The organism is Kitasatospora sp. NPDC042419 (assembly GCF_056437345.1).
In genome coordinates this window covers 218,435-234,581 of record NZ_JBWKAW010000003.1, presented here as the reverse complement: position 1 = coordinate 234,581, position 16,147 = coordinate 218,435, and the positions used below count along the sequence as shown (strand labels likewise).

General features: G+C 71.9%; 18 protein-coding genes and 1 tRNA gene. 10 read left to right on the top strand and 9 right to left on the bottom strand.

Annotated elements, in window-relative coordinates; genetic code table 11:
• Positions 1–36 precede the first annotated feature (36 nt).
• Positions 37–765: a tyrosine-protein phosphatase gene (locus AC067J_RS08370; protein WP_478297106.1), complete on the bottom strand. Its 729-nt coding sequence runs from the start codon at positions 763–765 to the stop codon at positions 37–39.
• A gap of 167 nt (positions 766–932) precedes the next feature.
• The gene (locus AC067J_RS08365; protein WP_478297105.1) at positions 933–1,712 is read right to left on the bottom strand and encodes an SDR family oxidoreductase; all 780 of its coding nucleotides are present in this window, start codon (positions 1,710–1,712) and stop codon (positions 933–935) included.
• A gap of 250 nt (positions 1,713–1,962) precedes the next feature.
• Between AC067J_RS08365 and AC067J_RS08360 the strand changes: the two genes are divergently transcribed.
• The 4 genes from AC067J_RS08360 to AC067J_RS08345 all read left to right on the top strand — a co-directional run bounded on the left by AC067J_RS08360 (position 1,963) and on the right by AC067J_RS08345 (position 5,318).
• On the top strand, positions 1,963–2,664 hold the full coding sequence (locus AC067J_RS08360) for a nucleotidyltransferase domain-containing protein (protein ID WP_478297104.1): 702 nt from the start codon (positions 1,963–1,965) through the stop codon (positions 2,662–2,664).
• Between the two features lie 87 nt (positions 2,665–2,751).
• A tRNA-Lys gene (locus AC067J_RS08355) sits at positions 2,752–2,824 on the top strand.
• 251 nt (positions 2,825–3,075) lie between these two features.
• Positions 3,076–3,705: a hypothetical protein gene (locus AC067J_RS08350; RefSeq protein WP_478297103.1), complete on the top strand. Its 630-nt coding sequence runs from the start codon at positions 3,076–3,078 to the stop codon at positions 3,703–3,705.
• Between the two features lie 71 nt (positions 3,706–3,776).
• Positions 3,777–5,318 (top strand): hypothetical protein, encoded by a 1,542-nt coding sequence (locus AC067J_RS08345; protein WP_401001719.1) that lies wholly within the window; start codon positions 3,777–3,779, stop codon positions 5,316–5,318.
• 50 nt (positions 5,319–5,368) lie between these two features.
• Here AC067J_RS08345 and AC067J_RS08340 read toward each other — a convergent pair whose 3' ends face one another.
• Positions 5,369–5,824: a hypothetical protein gene (locus AC067J_RS08340; RefSeq protein WP_478297102.1), complete on the bottom strand. Its 456-nt coding sequence runs from the start codon at positions 5,822–5,824 to the stop codon at positions 5,369–5,371.
• Between the two features lie 883 nt (positions 5,825–6,707).
• On the opposite strand from AC067J_RS08340, the gene AC067J_RS08335 reads away from it, so the two are divergent.
• A complete protein-coding gene (locus AC067J_RS08335; protein ID WP_401001722.1) occupies positions 6,708–7,100 on the top strand; it encodes an STAS domain-containing protein in 393 nt (130 codons plus the stop codon).
• Positions 7,101–7,203: 103 nt separating this feature from the next.
• Positions 7,204–7,632, top strand: a complete 429-nt coding sequence (locus tag AC067J_RS08330; protein WP_401001724.1) for a hypothetical protein — start codon at positions 7,204–7,206, stop codon at positions 7,630–7,632.
• A 7-nt stretch (positions 7,633–7,639) separates the two neighbouring features.
• Here AC067J_RS08330 and AC067J_RS08325 read toward each other — a convergent pair whose 3' ends face one another.
• Complete coding sequence (locus AC067J_RS08325) at positions 7,640–8,104, bottom strand: DUF4238 domain-containing protein (RefSeq protein ID WP_478297101.1); 465 nt, start codon at positions 8,102–8,104, stop codon at positions 7,640–7,642.
• Between the two features lie 23 nt (positions 8,105–8,127).
• On the opposite strand from AC067J_RS08325, the gene AC067J_RS08320 reads away from it, so the two are divergent.
• Positions 8,128–8,574 (top strand): hypothetical protein, encoded by a 447-nt coding sequence (locus tag AC067J_RS08320; protein ID WP_401001728.1) that lies wholly within the window; start codon positions 8,128–8,130, stop codon positions 8,572–8,574.
• Between the two features lie 3 nt (positions 8,575–8,577).
• Here AC067J_RS08320 and AC067J_RS08315 read toward each other — a convergent pair whose 3' ends face one another.
• Positions 8,578–9,210, bottom strand: coding sequence for a GNAT family N-acetyltransferase (locus AC067J_RS08315; protein ID WP_478297100.1), 633 nt, complete (start codon positions 9,208–9,210; stop codon positions 8,578–8,580).
• 52 nt (positions 9,211–9,262) lie between these two features.
• Positions 9,263–9,616 (bottom strand): helix-turn-helix domain-containing protein, encoded by a 354-nt coding sequence (locus AC067J_RS08310; protein WP_478297099.1) that lies wholly within the window; start codon positions 9,614–9,616, stop codon positions 9,263–9,265.
• 155 nt (positions 9,617–9,771) lie between these two features.
• Between AC067J_RS08310 and AC067J_RS08305 the strand changes: the two genes are divergently transcribed.
• Both AC067J_RS08305 and AC067J_RS08300 read left to right on the top strand, forming a co-directional pair.
• Entirely contained in the window at positions 9,772–10,998 is a 1,227-nt protein-coding gene (locus tag AC067J_RS08305) for an IS110 family RNA-guided transposase (RefSeq protein ID WP_478297098.1), read from the top strand.
• A gap of 141 nt (positions 10,999–11,139) precedes the next feature.
• Positions 11,140–11,781: a hypothetical protein gene (locus AC067J_RS08300; protein WP_478297097.1), complete on the top strand. Its 642-nt coding sequence runs from the start codon at positions 11,140–11,142 to the stop codon at positions 11,779–11,781.
• A gap of 333 nt (positions 11,782–12,114) precedes the next feature.
• Here AC067J_RS08300 and AC067J_RS08295 read toward each other — a convergent pair whose 3' ends face one another.
• Complete coding sequence (locus AC067J_RS08295; protein ID WP_401001734.1) at positions 12,115–13,629, bottom strand: tyrosine-type recombinase/integrase; 1,515 nt, start codon at positions 13,627–13,629, stop codon at positions 12,115–12,117.
• A gap of 83 nt (positions 13,630–13,712) precedes the next feature.
• A complete protein-coding gene (locus AC067J_RS08290; protein ID WP_401001736.1) occupies positions 13,713–14,345 on the bottom strand; it encodes a helix-turn-helix domain-containing protein in 633 nt (210 codons plus the stop codon).
• 104 nt (positions 14,346–14,449) lie between these two features.
• On the opposite strand from AC067J_RS08290, the gene AC067J_RS08285 reads away from it, so the two are divergent.
• Positions 14,450–14,725 carry an integrase gene (locus AC067J_RS08285; protein ID WP_401001737.1) on the top strand — a complete coding sequence of 92 codons (276 nt, stop codon included), beginning with the start codon at positions 14,450–14,452 and terminating at the stop codon, positions 14,723–14,725.
• Between the two features lie 462 nt (positions 14,726–15,187).
• Here the strand turns inward: AC067J_RS08285 and AC067J_RS08280 are convergent, their stop codons facing one another.
• A complete protein-coding gene (locus AC067J_RS08280; protein WP_478297096.1) occupies positions 15,188–15,922 on the bottom strand; it encodes a phytanoyl-CoA dioxygenase family protein in 735 nt (244 codons plus the stop codon).
• Positions 15,923–16,147 lie beyond the last annotated feature (225 nt).

The window sequence follows — 16,147 nt, the reverse complement described above, 5'->3', positions numbered from 1 at the left end:
CGGCTCAGAGGGCTCCGACTGCTCCGACCGCTCCGGCTATTCCGAGAGGTTGGCCCGGAGGGCGTCGAGCTCCTCGTCGGTGGCGCCGTGGGCGTGCAGGTAGGCGGGGACGGAGCCGTGGTGGGCGCGGATCCAGTCGAAGGACGAGGTGAGCAGCTCCTCCGAGATGGGCCGGGAGACCCGCTCGGTGCCGGTCTCGTCGAGGTACGGGGTGGGCCCGTCGAGGAGGCCGAGCCCGGCGTTGGAGCGCAGGAAGTCGGTGAGGATGTCGGCCTCGGAGGCGCCCAGCAGTTCCTGGACGACGGCGATGGTGAGCCCGGTGCGGTCCTTGCCGACGGCGCAGTGGACGACGGCCGGCAGGGCGCCGGGGGTGCCGAGCCGGCGGATCGCGGCGACCAGCGAGGGGCCGGCGGTCGCGGCCATGAACGGGTACAGCTCCGTCTGGCCCTCGGGCCAGGGCTGGTCCGTGTCCTCCCGGTCGGCGGGCAGGGTGGGGAGGCTGAGCGCCTCGTGGTCCAGCCCGTGCCGGAGGTCGGGCCAGACCTCCAGCTCGAACGGGCTGCGCAGGTCGATCACGGTGCGGAGCCCGAGCGCCTTGAGCCGCTGGGCGCCCTCGGGGGCGAGGGTGTGGAACGAGCCGGAGCGGTAGAGCACACCGCGCCGGAGCGAGCCGACGCCTCCGGCGTCACGGAAGTTGCGCACCCCGGGGATGTCGATGAAGGCGGACGGCAGGTCGGGTTCACGGTCCGGCAGGTCGTCGGTCATGGCCCTTACCGTACGGGCGCGGACGCCGTCGGGGGAAGGAAACCGGGACACTGCGATCATCCGCGACCTGAGGCCGCCTCCACCTCCGGGTGCGCTGCCGCCGGGCCTCCCTGGACCGCCCGGACCGCCCGGACCGCCCGGGACCGACCGTGGGCACCGGGGACGGCTCAGCGCCCGCCGGACACGTCCAGGAACGCCCCCGTGGTGTACGAGGAGGCCGGTGACAGCAGGAACAAGATCGCCTCGGCGACCTCCTCCACCTCCCCGCCCCGCCGCATCGGCAGGCCCGGCGCGACCCGGTCGACCCGGCCGGGCTCGCCGCCCAGCGCGTGGATCCCGGTGTGGATCAGCCCCGGGCGGACCGCGTTGACCCGGATGCCCTCGGCGGCGACCTCCAGGGACAGCCCGCGGGTCATCGTGTCGACGGCGGCCTTGGCGGCCGCGTAGTCCACGTACTCGTTGGGCGAACCGAGCCGGGCCGCCGCCGAGGACACGTTGACGATCGCGCCGCCGTGCCCGCCGTGCCGGGTGGACATCCGGCGGACGGCCTGGGCGGCGCAGAGGAAGGGACCGGTGATGTTGGCGGCCCAGATCCGGTTGAGCCGCTCCTCGTCGATGTCCTCCAGCCGGCCCTGCTTCTCCAGCGTCCCTGCGTTGTTCACCAGCGCGGTGAGCGGGCCGAGTTCGGCGTCGACGACGGCGAACAGCCGCTCCACCTCGGCGCTGCGGGTGACGTCGGCCCGGACGGCGAGCGCGGTGCCGCCGTCGGCCCGGATCGCGTCCACCACCGCGGCGGCGGACGCCTCGTCGGAGCGGTAGTTGACGCAGACGCGGTAGCCGCGGCGGCCGGCCAGCAGGGCGGTGGCGGCGCCGATGCCGCGCCCGGCACCGGTGATCAGGACGACGTCGGGGCGGTCGGTCCGCCCGGGGGCGTTAGCGGTCGGCATGCTCCGCACCCTACCCTTCTCCGCGCGGCCGCCGGCCGGGCACCGGCGTCCCGAACTCACCCGCAGCGCAAAGATCCTGGACACCCGGCCCGGGGCGGACCCGGGTCCGGCCGGGCCCGCGCGGCCGCGTCGCGGACGGGGCGCCGCCGGGACGGTCCGGCCGGCCGCAGCACCGGACCGTCCCGGAAATCGCTCGCCCGCCGCGGGCCCGCCGCGCGACACTGCCAGCCGAACCGACGAAGGGAATCCCATGTCCGCCACCCCCGGCACCGTCCTGCTGTCCGGCATCGTCGGCTCGACCGCGTACGGGCTGGCCCACGCCGGCTCCGACATCGACCGCCTCGGCCTGTTCGCCGCCCCGACCGAGGGCTTCCACGGCCTGCACCGCCCGGCCGAGTCGCAGGTCACCACCGCCCCCGACCGCACCCTGCACGAGGCGGCCAAGTGGTGCCGCCTCGCGCTGAACTGCAACCCCACCGCCTCCGAACTCGTCTGGCTGCCCGAGGACCTGTACGAGGTCCGCACCCCGCTCGGCGACGAACTGATCGGCATACGCCGCTCCTTCCTGAGCACCCGGGCCGTGCGCAACGCCTATCTCGGCTACGCCACCCAGCAGTTCAGGAAGCTGCTGACCCGCGACACCACCGACCCGGCGACCCGGGCCCGGGCCGCCAAGCACGCCCGCCACCTGGTCCGGCTGCTGGAACAGGCCGTCCACCTCCACGAGGCCGGCCACAACCTCGTCCGTCTCCCCGACCCGGACCGCGTCCGCGGGCTCGGCGAACGCATCGCCGACGATCCCGCCGTCGCCGAGCGCCTCCTCGCGGACACCGCCGACCGCCTCGACCGCCCCGGCGTCCTCCCGGACCAGCCCGACGAGCGGCCCGTCGACGCCTGGCTCCACCGCGTCCGCGCGGCCCACTACACCTCGCCGGTCACACCGGCCCCCTGACCCCGGCGCGCCCCCGCAATCCACTGGCGAAGCCCCTCCCTCCACCGGGTAGGATCGCCGTGGCCTGCTCCACCCGGCGCGGGCCACGGGGCGCTAGCTCAATTGGCAGAGCTGCGGACTTTTAATCCGTAGGTTCAGGGTTCGAGCCCCTGGCGCCCCACCGTGAAGGCCCAGGTCAGATCCATCTGACCTGGGCCTTTTCCATTCCCTTACATTTGGCGACCCGAGATTGTGACCGTGTACAGCCATGGGTGTGACCATGATGTGTCCGCCACTGCCTGCCCGCCACATCACTGTCTGACCGGGCGTCAGAAAGCCTCCCGATTCGTGTCGCCAGCTGGGCGTTCGTGCGACGACGTCTCTTGTTGGAGTGCTACAACGGCCCCCGCCCTCCACCGGTAGGGTGGAGGCGTGGACAGCACCGGGGACGGGAACGCGTTGGAGACGCTCGTTGCGCAGAGCGTCGGCGTGCTGCTGACGATGGGCCTGAGCGCCGAGCCCGCTGCTGTGAGACGCGTGGCGGAGGTTCTCGCGAAGAACGTCTCCGAGGGCAGTGGGCTCGACATGGACGACGCCGTCCAGTGCCTGACGCCGGAGGGCGTCGCGGACGCGATTGCCCGCGCTGCGGAAGGCGACGACCAGGCCGTGGCGGTGCGTCCCGTCCGCGCGCGGGACGGCGCCGTCGCCGTTCCGCCGTGGGTCTCGGGCCGGCTCGTCATGGCCTTGGCCAAGATCGCGCAATGGGCCGGCCCCAACGGCGCGACCCGCAGCCAGCACCACGCGTTCGACCTCTCGGTCGAATTGGGCGATGCCTTGCTGCACAGTAAGGATTCCGGTCTCATGGAGATCCACCTCGACCTGCTCGCCGAGGTCCAGAAGTTGGCAGAGCAGGCAGCGGACCGGATCGAATCCGGTAAGTGGTCCCCGTGTCCCTGCGGGCAGCGCCACGACGGGGAGGACGTTCCGCAGGCGTTCGTTGTCGCGTTGCGATCCGACGCCGAACTGGCCGGTCGCCTCCTGTCCAAGGCCGAAGGCGACTGACAGGGACGACCCCGAGCCAAGTCCGGGAAATCCCCTACGGGCTTGTCCCCCAGTCTGGGACAATCCCGTACATGTCGCGCAACACCTCCACATCTGAAGACGACGCGAAGCTCCGGCTGAGCGGTCCCGACCGGGACCGGCTGAAGGCCGTCGTGTTCGACGCCAACGCCTACAGCGCTGCTAAGCCGGACCTCGGCAACCTGGCGCGGATCGCTGAACGGCTCGCGGCGATCGGTAAGGAGACGTGGGTCCCCCTGCCGGTCGCCTGGGAGTGGGCCGAACACCTCGCCACGGACTGGCAGAAGACCAAGTCCGCCGTGCGGGAGGAGCGCCTGAGCCTTCGGCGCGCAGGACTGGAAGCGCCCGAGCCTGCCTACGACAGCCGCGAGGCGGTGATCGACGCGGCCCTCGCGAAGATCGCCTCGACCCCCCATGTGAAGATCATCGAATTGACCGAGTCCAGCGCGATAGAGGCGTTGAAGGACCAGATCCTTCTGCGCCCGCCGGCCAAACGCAAGGGCGAGACCAAGACCGGGGCGGCCGACAGCGCCTGGTTGAGGGCCGTGCTGGAGAAGCTGCCGCCGGAGGAGCTCCTGATCGTCTCCGCTGACCGCGACGTCGCCGCAGCCTTCGTGGCCTGGAACAAGCCCGCGCCGCCGATCCGGACCAGGGAGAAGCTTCGCCAGAGCCTCTTCGGCGTGACGGTCGACGACGATCACGCGCGGCTCTCCGTACTGCGCTACCTGCTCGGCGGACTGCCTGTGGAGAACCTCGGCACCACGAACCTCGACATCGGGCGCACGACGGGGCTGGCCGCAGCGGTCACCCGGAGAATCGAACGCGACGGGCCCGACGTGCAGGTCCTCAGCCCGAGCGTCACCCGCCTGGTCGCACTGGCGGGTCTCTACGACATCGTCCTCGAACGTGACGTATCCACTGAGACACCGGACGGCCACGACCCGGCCGTCGCCGGCCGTCCCGGCGAACTCGGCGTGGCCAAGCACGACATCGTGTACGCCACGGCGATGTTCCTGGCCGAGGGCGAAGCGGCGGTCGCGTGGATGCTCGATGATGAGGAAGCCCAGCCCGAGATCGTCCCGTACGACAACGTCCTGGTCCGGGCGCAGCTTAGCTTCCACTTCACCGATGCCGTGATCACCAAGGTTGCGGCGGAGGCCGACTCCGTCGCGATGCTCGCGGAGCAGGTGTACGGCGATGACGACGACGGTGTGACCGAACTCGCCGAGGCACTCAGCTGCGTTCCGGGCCTCGATCTGGACGAGGACGTTCTGCGCGATCCCTCGACGGACGAGTACGGGGCCATTGCCGGGACCGGCGCCCGGATCGAGGTGAGAACGAAGCGCGACGGAGACACGAGGGTCGACCTGACCTTCCACCAGGGGGACACCTACACCGACGCCTCGGTCGAGTTTACGTACAACCCGGACTCCTGGTGGGGAGGGAGCCGTGACGGTGTCCAGGGTTCGGACGCCTATCAGGTGACCGTGGACGGGCGCGGCCTCTCGCACGCCCACGGCGTCTGGGCCGTCCCGGCGTGGATCATCGGTCAGGTTGACTGGACCGTGTCCGCGGAGGTGGAGTCGGACGAGTAGACCGCCGCGGCCGGTGGGTCGGCGGCCCACCGGTCACCCGTGCGCCCTGGTCAGGCGGCGACCCGGTCCACTCGCGTGACCCTGCACTGGATCGCGCCGCTGACCTCGACGATGTCGGAGACGTCGGTCTTCACGAGCTGCCCGGGCGTGACAGCCGCGGAGGAGACGATGCCCTCCCCGAGCCGGGTGCCGGACGGATTGGTGAACTCCACGGAGACGAAGTAAGTCGACGCCTTCGAGGTGTTGTTGCGGATCTCCAGGTGCGCGACGGGGAACTTCGCCGCATTGGTCTCGCAGCCTGCCACGGTGACGTCTGCGGCCGGCGGATGGTCGGTGTTGTTGGACCCAGTGAGCGGGCCGGACGCGGACGAGGATGCCGGACTGCTCGGCCCGCTGCCGGACCCGCCGACGGGCACCACGATCGCGACAATCACCCCGACGACCAGCAGGACTCCGAGGCAGCCGCCGACCAGGCAGCCGCGCCCGAACCGGGAGGTCTTCGCCACCGGTGGCGACGGGGGTGGCGCACCGTACCCGTGCTGAGGCCCCCAGCCCGGCTGTTGCGCTGGCGGAACCGGGCCGCCTGGCCCGGGTCGCGGTTGCCCACTGGGGTCCGGATTCGGCTCCTGCTGTGCCATGGCCGCCAGCCCTTCCGTTGGTGGACGATCGACACTACGCGCAGGTGTGCCCAGCAGCCCGCCGGCAAAGTCCGTCCGGGTGACGGCGGGGCCGGACCGTCCTGGGCGACCATGAAGGGGTGAACGTACCCGTGACACCGCCCCCGCCTCCTGGCGGCCGACGTGGCGCACAGCCGATGCCCGCGTGGAGGGCGGTCTGCGTGCAGGTGGACGGCCGGTGGCGTGTCGGTCTCCTCGACGGGTGGGCCCCGGACCCACGGTCGTCATCGGGCTGGGCGGCGGCCGTCACGTGGGGACCCGATCCGCAGCACGACCGGGGGCTTCTGCCCTACGACCCGGTGTCGATCGTCGAGGTGCCGCCTCCCGCTGGGCCGCCCCGCTCGGATGCTGTCGAGACCGGTGCTCCCAGCGCCGAAAGCCTGAGCTCCACGGCGGCCCCATGGCTGCCGGTGTGGATCGGAGTGGCCGGCAGGTGGCACCTCGCCCGCCTCGTCGCCTGGCACCGGCCCGCGGATCCGGGCGCGCGGTGGACGGCGACGGTCCGAGCCTCCGCGGACGAATCCGCGCCCCTGCGGCACATTCTCTTCGATCCCGCTTCCGTCGAGCCCGTGCGGAACCAGCCGCCGACGGCGTAGGAGGGCCGGTGACCTCTTGATCATCACGTCATTGATCGGGAGCTGGGTGTCACGGGCGACCTGATCGGCGACGACGGCCCTGCGCCGGATCTGGAGCGGGCATAGAAGGCATGGACATGATGAAGCGACCCGAGTGGGAGGTGCGGCCGGTGGCAGCGGACCCGATTCGGCCCGCAGGGGATCTCGGCGCGCGCGTCCTGGCGGGCGGACAGCTCGACCTGGCCCTCGCCGTGGGCGCCGGCGAACGGGTCCGCGCCGTCCTGCGCGGCGAGGTCGACCTCTACGACGCCGAGCGGCTGACCGAGTCCCCGGTGACGATCGCCCGCGCCTGCCCCGACGGGGTCGATGTCGATCTTTCGGAGGTGGCGTTCCTCGACTGCGCCGGCCTCTCGGCCCTCCAGGAGGCCCAGGCCGAAGCGACTGCACAAGGCTGGAGCCTGGTCCTGCGGCACCCGAGCCCGGCGGTGGCGCGGCTGACGCGGCTGGTGTGCCTGCCGCCCTTCGACTGACCGCCTCCGGCCCTCGCGCCGGGTCCGGTCACCGCCCGTCCCACCCCGCCCGGGGAGAGTGCCAGGGCCGGCGGGGCCAGCGGATGCTGATAGAGATGGAGGCGTGGAGACGATCGCCCCCATCTTGCCTGTCCTGTTCGTCGGCGGCCTGGTCGCCCTCGTGGTCGTTACCACCCGCTCCCGTCGCCGACGGGAGCGGGTGGCGCTGGCGGCGCAGTGGGATTGGATGCTGCGAGAGCGGGAAGCACGCCGACCGACCGGGGTGCGGATGCTGCAGGTGGAGTCCGTCTACCAGCGCGCGCGCCGCGGATCGAAGGCCCGCGTCCGGTGGTGCGACAGCGGAGCGGTCCAGGACGCCTGGTTCCAGGGCTGGCATGCACCGCCGGGAGCCTTCGTGCTGGCGGTTGGGCAAACGGGGTGGGGGCCGCACAACCAGATCCGCAACGTGTTGTACGTCGGCCCCGGGCAGGTGTACGGGTGGGCCCCGGCGGCGGCCTCCGTGGCCTGGCAGAGGCTCCAGGCCACGGCATAGGCGGTCCCTACGGCGTCGCGGCCGAGCGGGCTGCTGATCGCCGGAGCCGGTGCTCGTCCAGCAGCTGCTGGAACACGGGGCTGCCGGGCCGCGTGAACACGAACTCGACGGCGTGCACGGCCTGCGCGAAGTTCACCGCGGAGACGATACGGCCGTCCACCGGCAGGTAGCCGTGCTGCGATCCCAGTGCGGCAACGTGCCGAGGGTCGAGGGGCATGACGACCACCTCGGCCAGCTCCAGCGGGACGCCCACCCGTTCCGTCAGCTGCCGGCTGCCGACCGTCACGGCCGGTGCGTCGCCGAGGATGAACTCGTGCCGCGGGTCCCGGGGGGTGAGGACCTGCAGGTCGGCGGAGGCCGTGAACCAGGTCGCGTGCTCGAACAGGAGCTGGGCCGCGATCCGGAACAGGATGCCGCTGTCGACCGGGTCCCCGGTGTGCCCGGCCGCCGTGAGCGCAGCGTCCACCTCCACCCGGTGCTCCCGACGAACCGCTCGTGCTGCTCGCGGAGCCGGACGTTGCGCACGAGGTGAAGCGCCACCAGGCGCTTCACGGCGTCTACCAGCTCCGGGTGGTCGAAGAGGGTGCCGCCGGTCACGGCGTCGAGGACCGGGGGGATCAGCTCCTCGACCTGGACCTTCCAGAACCGCTCGATGCCCGCCGAAGCCTTCGGCACCCAGTCCCGCGCGTAGCCGGCCCCGGCGGGTGCGGTCTTCCGCGGGAGGCGGTCCAGGAGGTCGATTCCGAACGGCTGATGGCGCGGGACGCCGTCCGTGTCTGGCGCCGTCCAGGCCTTCTGCAAGGCCGCCGACACCATGTGCTGTTTGTGGACCGGGGCCTCGGTGAGCTCCGGCGCAATCTCGGCGATTCGACGCAGCAGCACCGCAGGCCCGAAGGCCGGGCCAGGCCCCTGGGGGTGTGGGATTCGCGTAGACACGCCTGAATGCTACGCATTGTGAAGTGGCAGGTGCACTCGGTTTCCGGGTGCGGGGGTTGCTTCGGCCTCCGAGGCCTCTCCGCTCCGCGCCGCGGCCTGTCTGCGGGTCAGCTGCCACACCTGCTCCTCGCCCGTCTCGCCGGGGGCGAGGCGTTCGGCCGGTCGGCGTGCGCAGGCGGTGAAGCCTAGCCTTGCCGGTACCGCGCCGCTGGCCCGGTTGGCTGGGTCGTGGACGATCTCGACGATCTCGATCCCGGGGAGGAGGAATGCCTCGCGCACCAGGACGCCGCCCGCGCGGGTAGCCAGTCCGCGGCCGGTTGCGGCCGGGTGGAGCCAGTAGCCGATCCCCATGACCCCCGGCTGATCGCTGCTGCGGAAGAGCTGGCAGGTGCCCGCGATGGCGCCGCCGTCGATGACGATCGCGTAGGTGAACGCCGTGCCCTGGTGCCACCGTTCGCTGCGGTGCAGAAGGAAGTCGCGCGTGGCTTCGAGGCTGTGGTCGGCGATCCACGGCATCCAGGGCCGTAGATGCTCCTGGGCTTCGTCGATGACCCGGAAGAGCTCGGGCAGGTCCGCCTCGCCGTTGAAGCAGCGCAGCGCAGCGACCCGGTCCAGGGTGATCAGTTCGGGGGGAGTGTCCATGCCGGGAGGATCACGCGGCAGTCGCGCGCGGACAACCGGTTTCCGCGTGGCTCTACGGCTGCGGGGGAGGGGTTCCGTCCCGCGTCTCCTCGGGGAGGGTGAGCTGGCGGTGGAGGTCTGCCGGATACAGCGCGTCTCCGGTCGCGATTTCCAGCAGGACGATCGTTCCGAGGTCGGGGAGCACTTCGCCCCGGCGCAGCGCCCCGATGGTCGGGTGGGACAGTCCGGCCCGGCGGGCGAGGGCGCGGTCGGAGAGATTATGGGCGCGCATGGCCGCGTCGAGGTTGCGGGCGAACGCGAGTCCGGCCTGGGCGCTCGGCGGGGCGTCGGAGGTCAGGACCACCTCGGGCCACTTGCCGGAGGCGACGTACCGCGCGGGAGGCTGGTGCAGGGGGCCCCGGGGCATGCACCCCTCCCGTTCCTCTTCCTCCAACGCTGACCCCCTTCATTCTTCCCTGTCGGCTGCGGCGGTGCAGCGCGCCCCACCTGTGGTAAATGTATCTACCAGTCGTGGACGTTTGTTCGGGAGTGGGGGGTGTCGTGGGCGGCCGGACCGGAGCCATGTACGCGGGCATCGACTGGTCGGAGGGCCTCAACGACCTCGCCGTCGTCGACAGCACCGGGGAGGTGGTGGCCAGCGCCCGCATCCCGGAGACCCCCGAGGGTTTGCGCGAGGTCCTGAGCCTGCTGTCCGGGTTGAAGGCCAGCCACCAGCACAGCCGCCGCCACGTCCCGGTCGCGATCGAGACCGGTCGCAGCCTGCTGGTCGCGGGTCTGCGGCAGGCCGGCCAGCCGGTTGTGGTCGTGCATCCGACGGTGGTGGCGGCGTACCGGCAGACGGCCGGGCCGACGCGGAAGAAGTCCGACCGGGAGGACGCTGCCTTGCTGGCCCAGATCCTTCGGACCGACGGGCATCGCCACCAGGAGCAGCCCCAGTCCACGGACGACGCCGAGGCGGTCCGCGCCCTCGCGCGCGCCCAGCTCAAGGCGTCCCGTACCCGCCAGTTCCACCTGCTGCGGCTGCGCTCCCAGCTGCGGCTCGTGCACCCGGCCGCGCTGACGGCCTGGGACCACCTCCCGGGGAAGATCGGCCGTGGAGAGGCCCGCTCGGTGATCGCGGCGGCACCGACCAGCCGTTCGGCCGCCTGCCTGAGCAAACGCCGCCTGTACGACCTGTTGGAGACCGGCGGCCGGACCCGTAACCTCGACGACCACGCCGCGCGACTGTTCACCGAGTTCCGCCGCCCGGTGCTGATGCAGACCCCGCTGCTGGAGGAGGCGCTGGGGCACGAGGTACGGGTCTGCGTCGAATTGCTGGACGTGGCCACCTCGACGGCACAGCGCCTCGCCGCCCTCGCGGTGGAGGCGTTCGACCGCCACCCCCAGGCCGACATCTACCGCTCGTTCCCCGGAGTCGGGGAGCTGACCGGACCCAGGCTCCTCGGCGAGATCGGTGATGCGCCCGCCCGCTTCGCCTCGGCCCGGGGGCTTCGGGGCTACGCCGGGGCAGCGCCGCTGACGTGGACGAGCGGGGGGAGCCGGGTGGTCTTCCACCGCCGCAAGGGTGCCAATAACTTCCTGAAGACCGCCGGCCACTACTGGTCCTTCTCGGCGATCGGCCGCTCGCCCGGTGCCCGCGCGCACTACGACCGGCGCCGCGCGGCCGGCGAGCGGCACACCGCGGCGCTGCGGCACGTCTTCGGCCGGCTGCTGGGCTGCCTGCACCACTGCCTGACGCACGGTGAGACCTACCGCGAGGAGGCCGCCTGGCCGCACACCGGCACCTGATCGCCGCGGCGCCGCCGACGGGCGGCCGAGGGACACGCCTGATGATTCAACCCGGGCCTTCGAGCCCTTCAGCGGGAACGGCACCCTCGGCCGCCTCTCGGCCGAACCACGGCCGGCAGAACGCCCCTGGGAGACACCACGATGGACGAGAGCTACCTGAACGAACTGTGCGGCCACCTGACCGGCTCCGCACCCCTGCACGGCGATTGGATCACCAGCGCCCGATCGTGGGCAGCAGCCCCGGACGGCCGCGTCCGCGGTGCTTGGCTGCGGATCCTCTCCGAGCCGCACCGGCTCTACCGCGCCGCGCTCGACGCCGCCCTGCCGCTGCCCCTGGAGGGCCGAGACAGCGGTGACCCGTGGCTCCACGTGGTCCAGGACAACGCCCTGGCCGCGGTCCTCGCCGTTCACGCGGCGTTCGCCGTCACCGCGCCTCGCAACGAGGCCCACCAGGCGGGAGGGCCGAGCATCGGCAGCGTGCTCGGCGAACAGCACAAGCGTGGCGCGGTCCACGCCGCCTCGCTCGATGCCACTGTCGCGTCCCTGGCGCGCGGAGGCCGCGACGCCCTCATATGGACCGTTTCTTTGGCCGGGCGGGCGCGGGGATCCCGGGTCGACCTGCGGACCGTCGCGGCCCTCGCCTACAGCCGACCCGGCCAGGCCCGTCCCCATCTACTGACCACGAACCCCACCGGCCACTGGCCCAACGCCCTGGCGAGCAGAGACCATTGGAGCCCGCTGGAAGAGATCGTCCGCGACGCGCTCAGTGCTCGACAACGCTGACCGGCGCGAACGGCTGCGCCGACCGAAGAGCCGGCGCTCCGGTGCCGGTCCGTCCCCACGGGCCAGGAGGGTCCGCGTATCGGGGCGGCTTCGAACCTCGGGCGCCCGCCGCCGCACTCGCAGGACACCGCGAGGACCTCGGCCTCCCGCCCGTTGATCTGGAAGCGGAACCTGCGTTGGAGTCGCAAGCGGGTTCGCCGGCCGGGCCGGACCGGTCGGTCGGGTTCACGATCACGGTGCGTGCCCTGCCTCGTGCGGTTCATGGGCCCGGTGTGCCGGGACACGCCACTGCCCCTCCTCCGCCGGGACCGGCGGAGGAGGGGGCGAGGGAGGTCAGGTGCTGGTGTCGGCGAAGCTTGCGAGGGCGGCTGCCGCTGCCTCGGGCGCGTAGGCGGAGGTGCGCCGCCGGGCACGGGGCACGATCGCGACGACGGCCTCGGCCGCCTCGTAGGCGAGCTCGTGCATGACGGTCTGGTAGATGTCGCGGGTAATGGTCGTGCTGGAGTGACCGAGCATCTCAGAGATGATCTTGATGTCCACCTTGGCGGCGAGCGCCAGGGTGGCGGCGACGTGGCGCAGGTCGTGGAGCCGGATCGGCGGCAGGCCCGCCGCCTTGACCAGGGCTTCGAAGAGGTCGGTCAGGCGGCCGGGGTGCAGCCATTCGCCGGTGTCCTCGGTGAAGCACCGGCCGTCGCGGTTGGCCGCCGCGTTGCCGGCTGCGAGCAACTCCTTGGCCTGGCGGCGCTTCTGGTCGCGCAGGACGCTCGACGTCTCGATGTCCAGGGCGACGGTGCGCACGCCCGAGCGGGTCTTCGGGGCGCCCGGAAGGATGTCCCAGCCGTCCTGGCCGAGCTGCTCGGCGACGCTGAACCGCTTCGCGTCCCAGTCGATGTCGGACCAGCGCAGGCCGCACGCCTCGCCGCGCCGCAGGCCGCGGAAGGCGATCACGTGGAACAGCGCGTACAGGCGGTGGTTGATGGAGACCAGGTAGTCCAGGAAGGCCCCGACCTGCTCGGGGGTCCAGACCATGACCGGCGACGGCTTCTCACCGGTGATCTTCCACTGCTCGACGCGTTCGGGGGTCCAGAGCAGCGCCTTGGGGTTCTCGTAGCGCGCCAGTTCCACGAACTCGCAGGGGTTGAACGGCGGGATGACCCTCTGGCCGATCGCGACGTTCAGGGCCGCCCGAAGAGTGGCGAGGATGTTGCGGTGGGTGGGGGGGTTGGTCAGGCGCCGGAACGGCGGCATAGCGGCGATCTGCTCGCGCAGCTCCTTGCGCCGCGCCCGGTTCTCCGCACCCTTGTTGGGGACCGTCGCGAGCAGGTCCAGGGCGGCGCGCCGGGCCTTGTTGGCCGCGTCTAGCTCGATGTTGGACGAGGCGATGGCGTCGAACATCTCGTTGATCTGGTCCACGCGCAGCGCGCGCACGGGCAGGTCGCCCAGATGGGGCTTGAGATGGCAGCGGATGTCGACGTCGTAGCGGTCCGCACCCCGCTTGCGCAGGGACTTTTTCCCCTTGAGCCACTTGTCGAGCCACTCGCCGACCGTAAGGTTCGAGGAGAGGTCCTGCTGGGACTCGTAGCGCTGGCGCAGGTCGTCGTAGTCCGGAAGCGGCTTCTTGCCGGTTGCGCACTTCTCCAGCACTTCGCTGATCGCGGTGCGTGCCGCCACGTTGTCCTCACCCCCGATCGACAGGAGGGCCTTGACCGTGTTCAGGTGCTTGCTCGCCTCGGCACTGTTGGCGAATCCGGACCGGCGGTAGCGACGGCGGCGGTCCAGACCGTCCTCGGTCTTGGCGGGAGCCAGCTCCTGGTCGACGTACCAGTTTCCGTGCCGGCTGTTGCGCATTTTCGGGCACGCGCTGCCCCACGGCTTGCCGGTCTCTGGGTTGCGGCACCCGCAGCGCCGGTTGACGGAGCCCTTGAGCGGCTTCACGAGGCCGCCCCGGCGGGGTCGACGAAGACGATCTCGGAGGGCAGGGGCGGGGGGAAGGCGCCCAGCTCGCGCAGACGTCGGCGCTCGCTCAGCACGTCCTCGCGGTCGCGCCGGGCCACGTCCTCCAGCTGCTGGGCAGTCTCGCTGGCGCGCTGGTAATCGTCCGGCCCGGCGAGCTGAGCGTCCCGTCGACGCTCCACGGCCTGCCCGGTCGACCACACGGCGGTGCGCACCAGGCGGTCGTGGCGGCGCAGGACGCTGAGGGCGGCGACGGGCCCGTCGCCCTCTGCGGGGGACGGCCACTCGCCGGTGATCCAGGTGAGTGCCTCGGCTGCCGGGACCTCGACGTCGGGTGCGATGTGGATGCTCTCCTGCTGATCGAGCGGGGCGATCAGCAGGACTGGCGGCACCTCCAGTGCCCGGGCGAGGACCAGGAGCTCGGCGAGGTTCAGCGGAGCGTCCCGCTTCCCCGCCTCCAGCCGGGACACGGACGGGCGGCTGATAGGGAAGCCAAGGTCCGTGCACCTTTGGGCGACCGCCCCCGCCGTGAGGCTCAGCTCCGCCCTGCGCTTCCTGATGGCGGCGCCGCTCATGCTCGCCAGTTGCTCAACCCACTCGCTCTGCTCCATAGCTGAGCAGTATTCCATGTCGCCTGCTCAGTGGTCGAGCATGTGATACCAATTTTCCAGTCGGGTAACCCGCTCGGCGTATCAGTGACCAGCAGGAGGCCCCCATGGCGTCGAGCACCAGCGACCGGTTCCACCCGGCCATGACCATCGCCGAGCTGATCAACTTGCCCACCTGCGTCACCCTCACAACTGCCAACCGTTCCCTCGGCCTCGGCCGCACGGCCGGGTACGACCTCGCCAAGTCCGGCCAGTACCCGGTGCCGCTCATCCGCGCGGGCAAGGCCTACAGGGTCTCCACCATCGAGCTCGCCAAGGTTCTCGGGCTCACCGTGCCCGACCGGGTCGACGTGCCCGCCAAACTGCGTGCGACTGCGGCCTAGGAGTTGCCGGACCCGGCCAGGCGCTGGCCGGCGATCGCGTCAGGCCGCCTCGGTCGAGGGTGAGGCGGATTCCTCGGAGAGCTGGGCGCGCTCCCCCCACGGAAAGGACCACGCGGCATTAGGCGCGAGCAGTGCCTCCAGATCGGTGGCGCTCGAATCGCGGCGGTGCGGGCACGGCCAGCCGGCGCACGTGCCCACCGGGCGGTACCGGGTCACACCCAGGCACTCGCCGCACGTCATCCACTTCACCCGGGGCTCGGGAGATTCCGACCGCGCCACTCAAACTGCCCTTCCTGTCGCCCCTCCCTCGACGGTAAGGGCACGAAGGTCCGGCCCGGGGTGCTGGGCAGGAGAAGTGGCGACCCTCACGCGCCCAGCAACGGAACGGGCCGCACGGCAGACAAGCCCGGAGGCTCTCCCTGGCCGGCCGCCTCGTGACCCCGGCTTGGGCGCCCGCACCCGTCAGCTGGCGAACTCCACCAGCGGGTCGGTCACGACCTCGCGCCAGCGTTTGCGGTGGCCGCCCGCGTGAAGGCGGAAGTACACGGTCTCCCGCGGCACGTCGCGGGCCGTCCCGAAGTGCCCGCCGATGTTGTGCGCCAGGAGGTAATGCACGAGGACCAGGCTGCCAGGGGCTCCGGTGACCTGCACCGGCTCGCCCAGCTCGACGGGCGGGTAGGGCGCCGCCGTGGCCAGCGCGTCCGCACCTTGCTTACGCAGCCACGCCGCGGTGCGCAGGTGAGTGCCCGGCCACACCCACAGGTTTCCCCGGTCGCGGTCGCGCTGGTCGGTCAGGAGCAGGCCGGCGAGCACGGTGAACGTTCCCGGGCGGCCGTCCTCCTCCGTGGGGGTCAGGCCGTCGATGTGCGGGGCGCCGGGGTGGCGCGGGTGCGGGGGCAGGGTGAGCGCAAGTTGCGCGACCTCCGGCTCCGCCAGCCCGAGGCCCTCCCGCAGAAAGGGACGGATGGTGTCGGCGACGGCGCTGCCGCCGTACAGGGCGCGCAGTTCGGGGTCCTGTGCGAGTACGGGCCACAGGAAGTACGGTCCGGTCTGGCCGTCCTCGGGCGGCTGCTGGTCGACGTACCGGGCGACCAATGTGCGCCAGGCAGCCACCTGGCCGGGCGTGAGGATGTCGGGTACCACGGTGTACCCATTGCCGCGAAATTCGTTGAGGTGCTGCGGAGTTGATGTCTCCATCCGTAGATGGAAGCGCGCCGCCGCTGGTGGCGGCAACAGGATTTCCGTAGGCCCGTGCAGGGCCGCGGTCCGTTGTCGAGGCGCGGGTTGCACGGGCCCGCGCGAGGTCGTCGTGCGGGCGGGGCCGCCCACAATCCGCCAACGTCGCTGTCGGGAACCACCAGCGGCACCGTGCTGTGCCCGGTGCCGACCCGCAGGTCGGTCGGTGGTTTGCGGAGCGCGGGG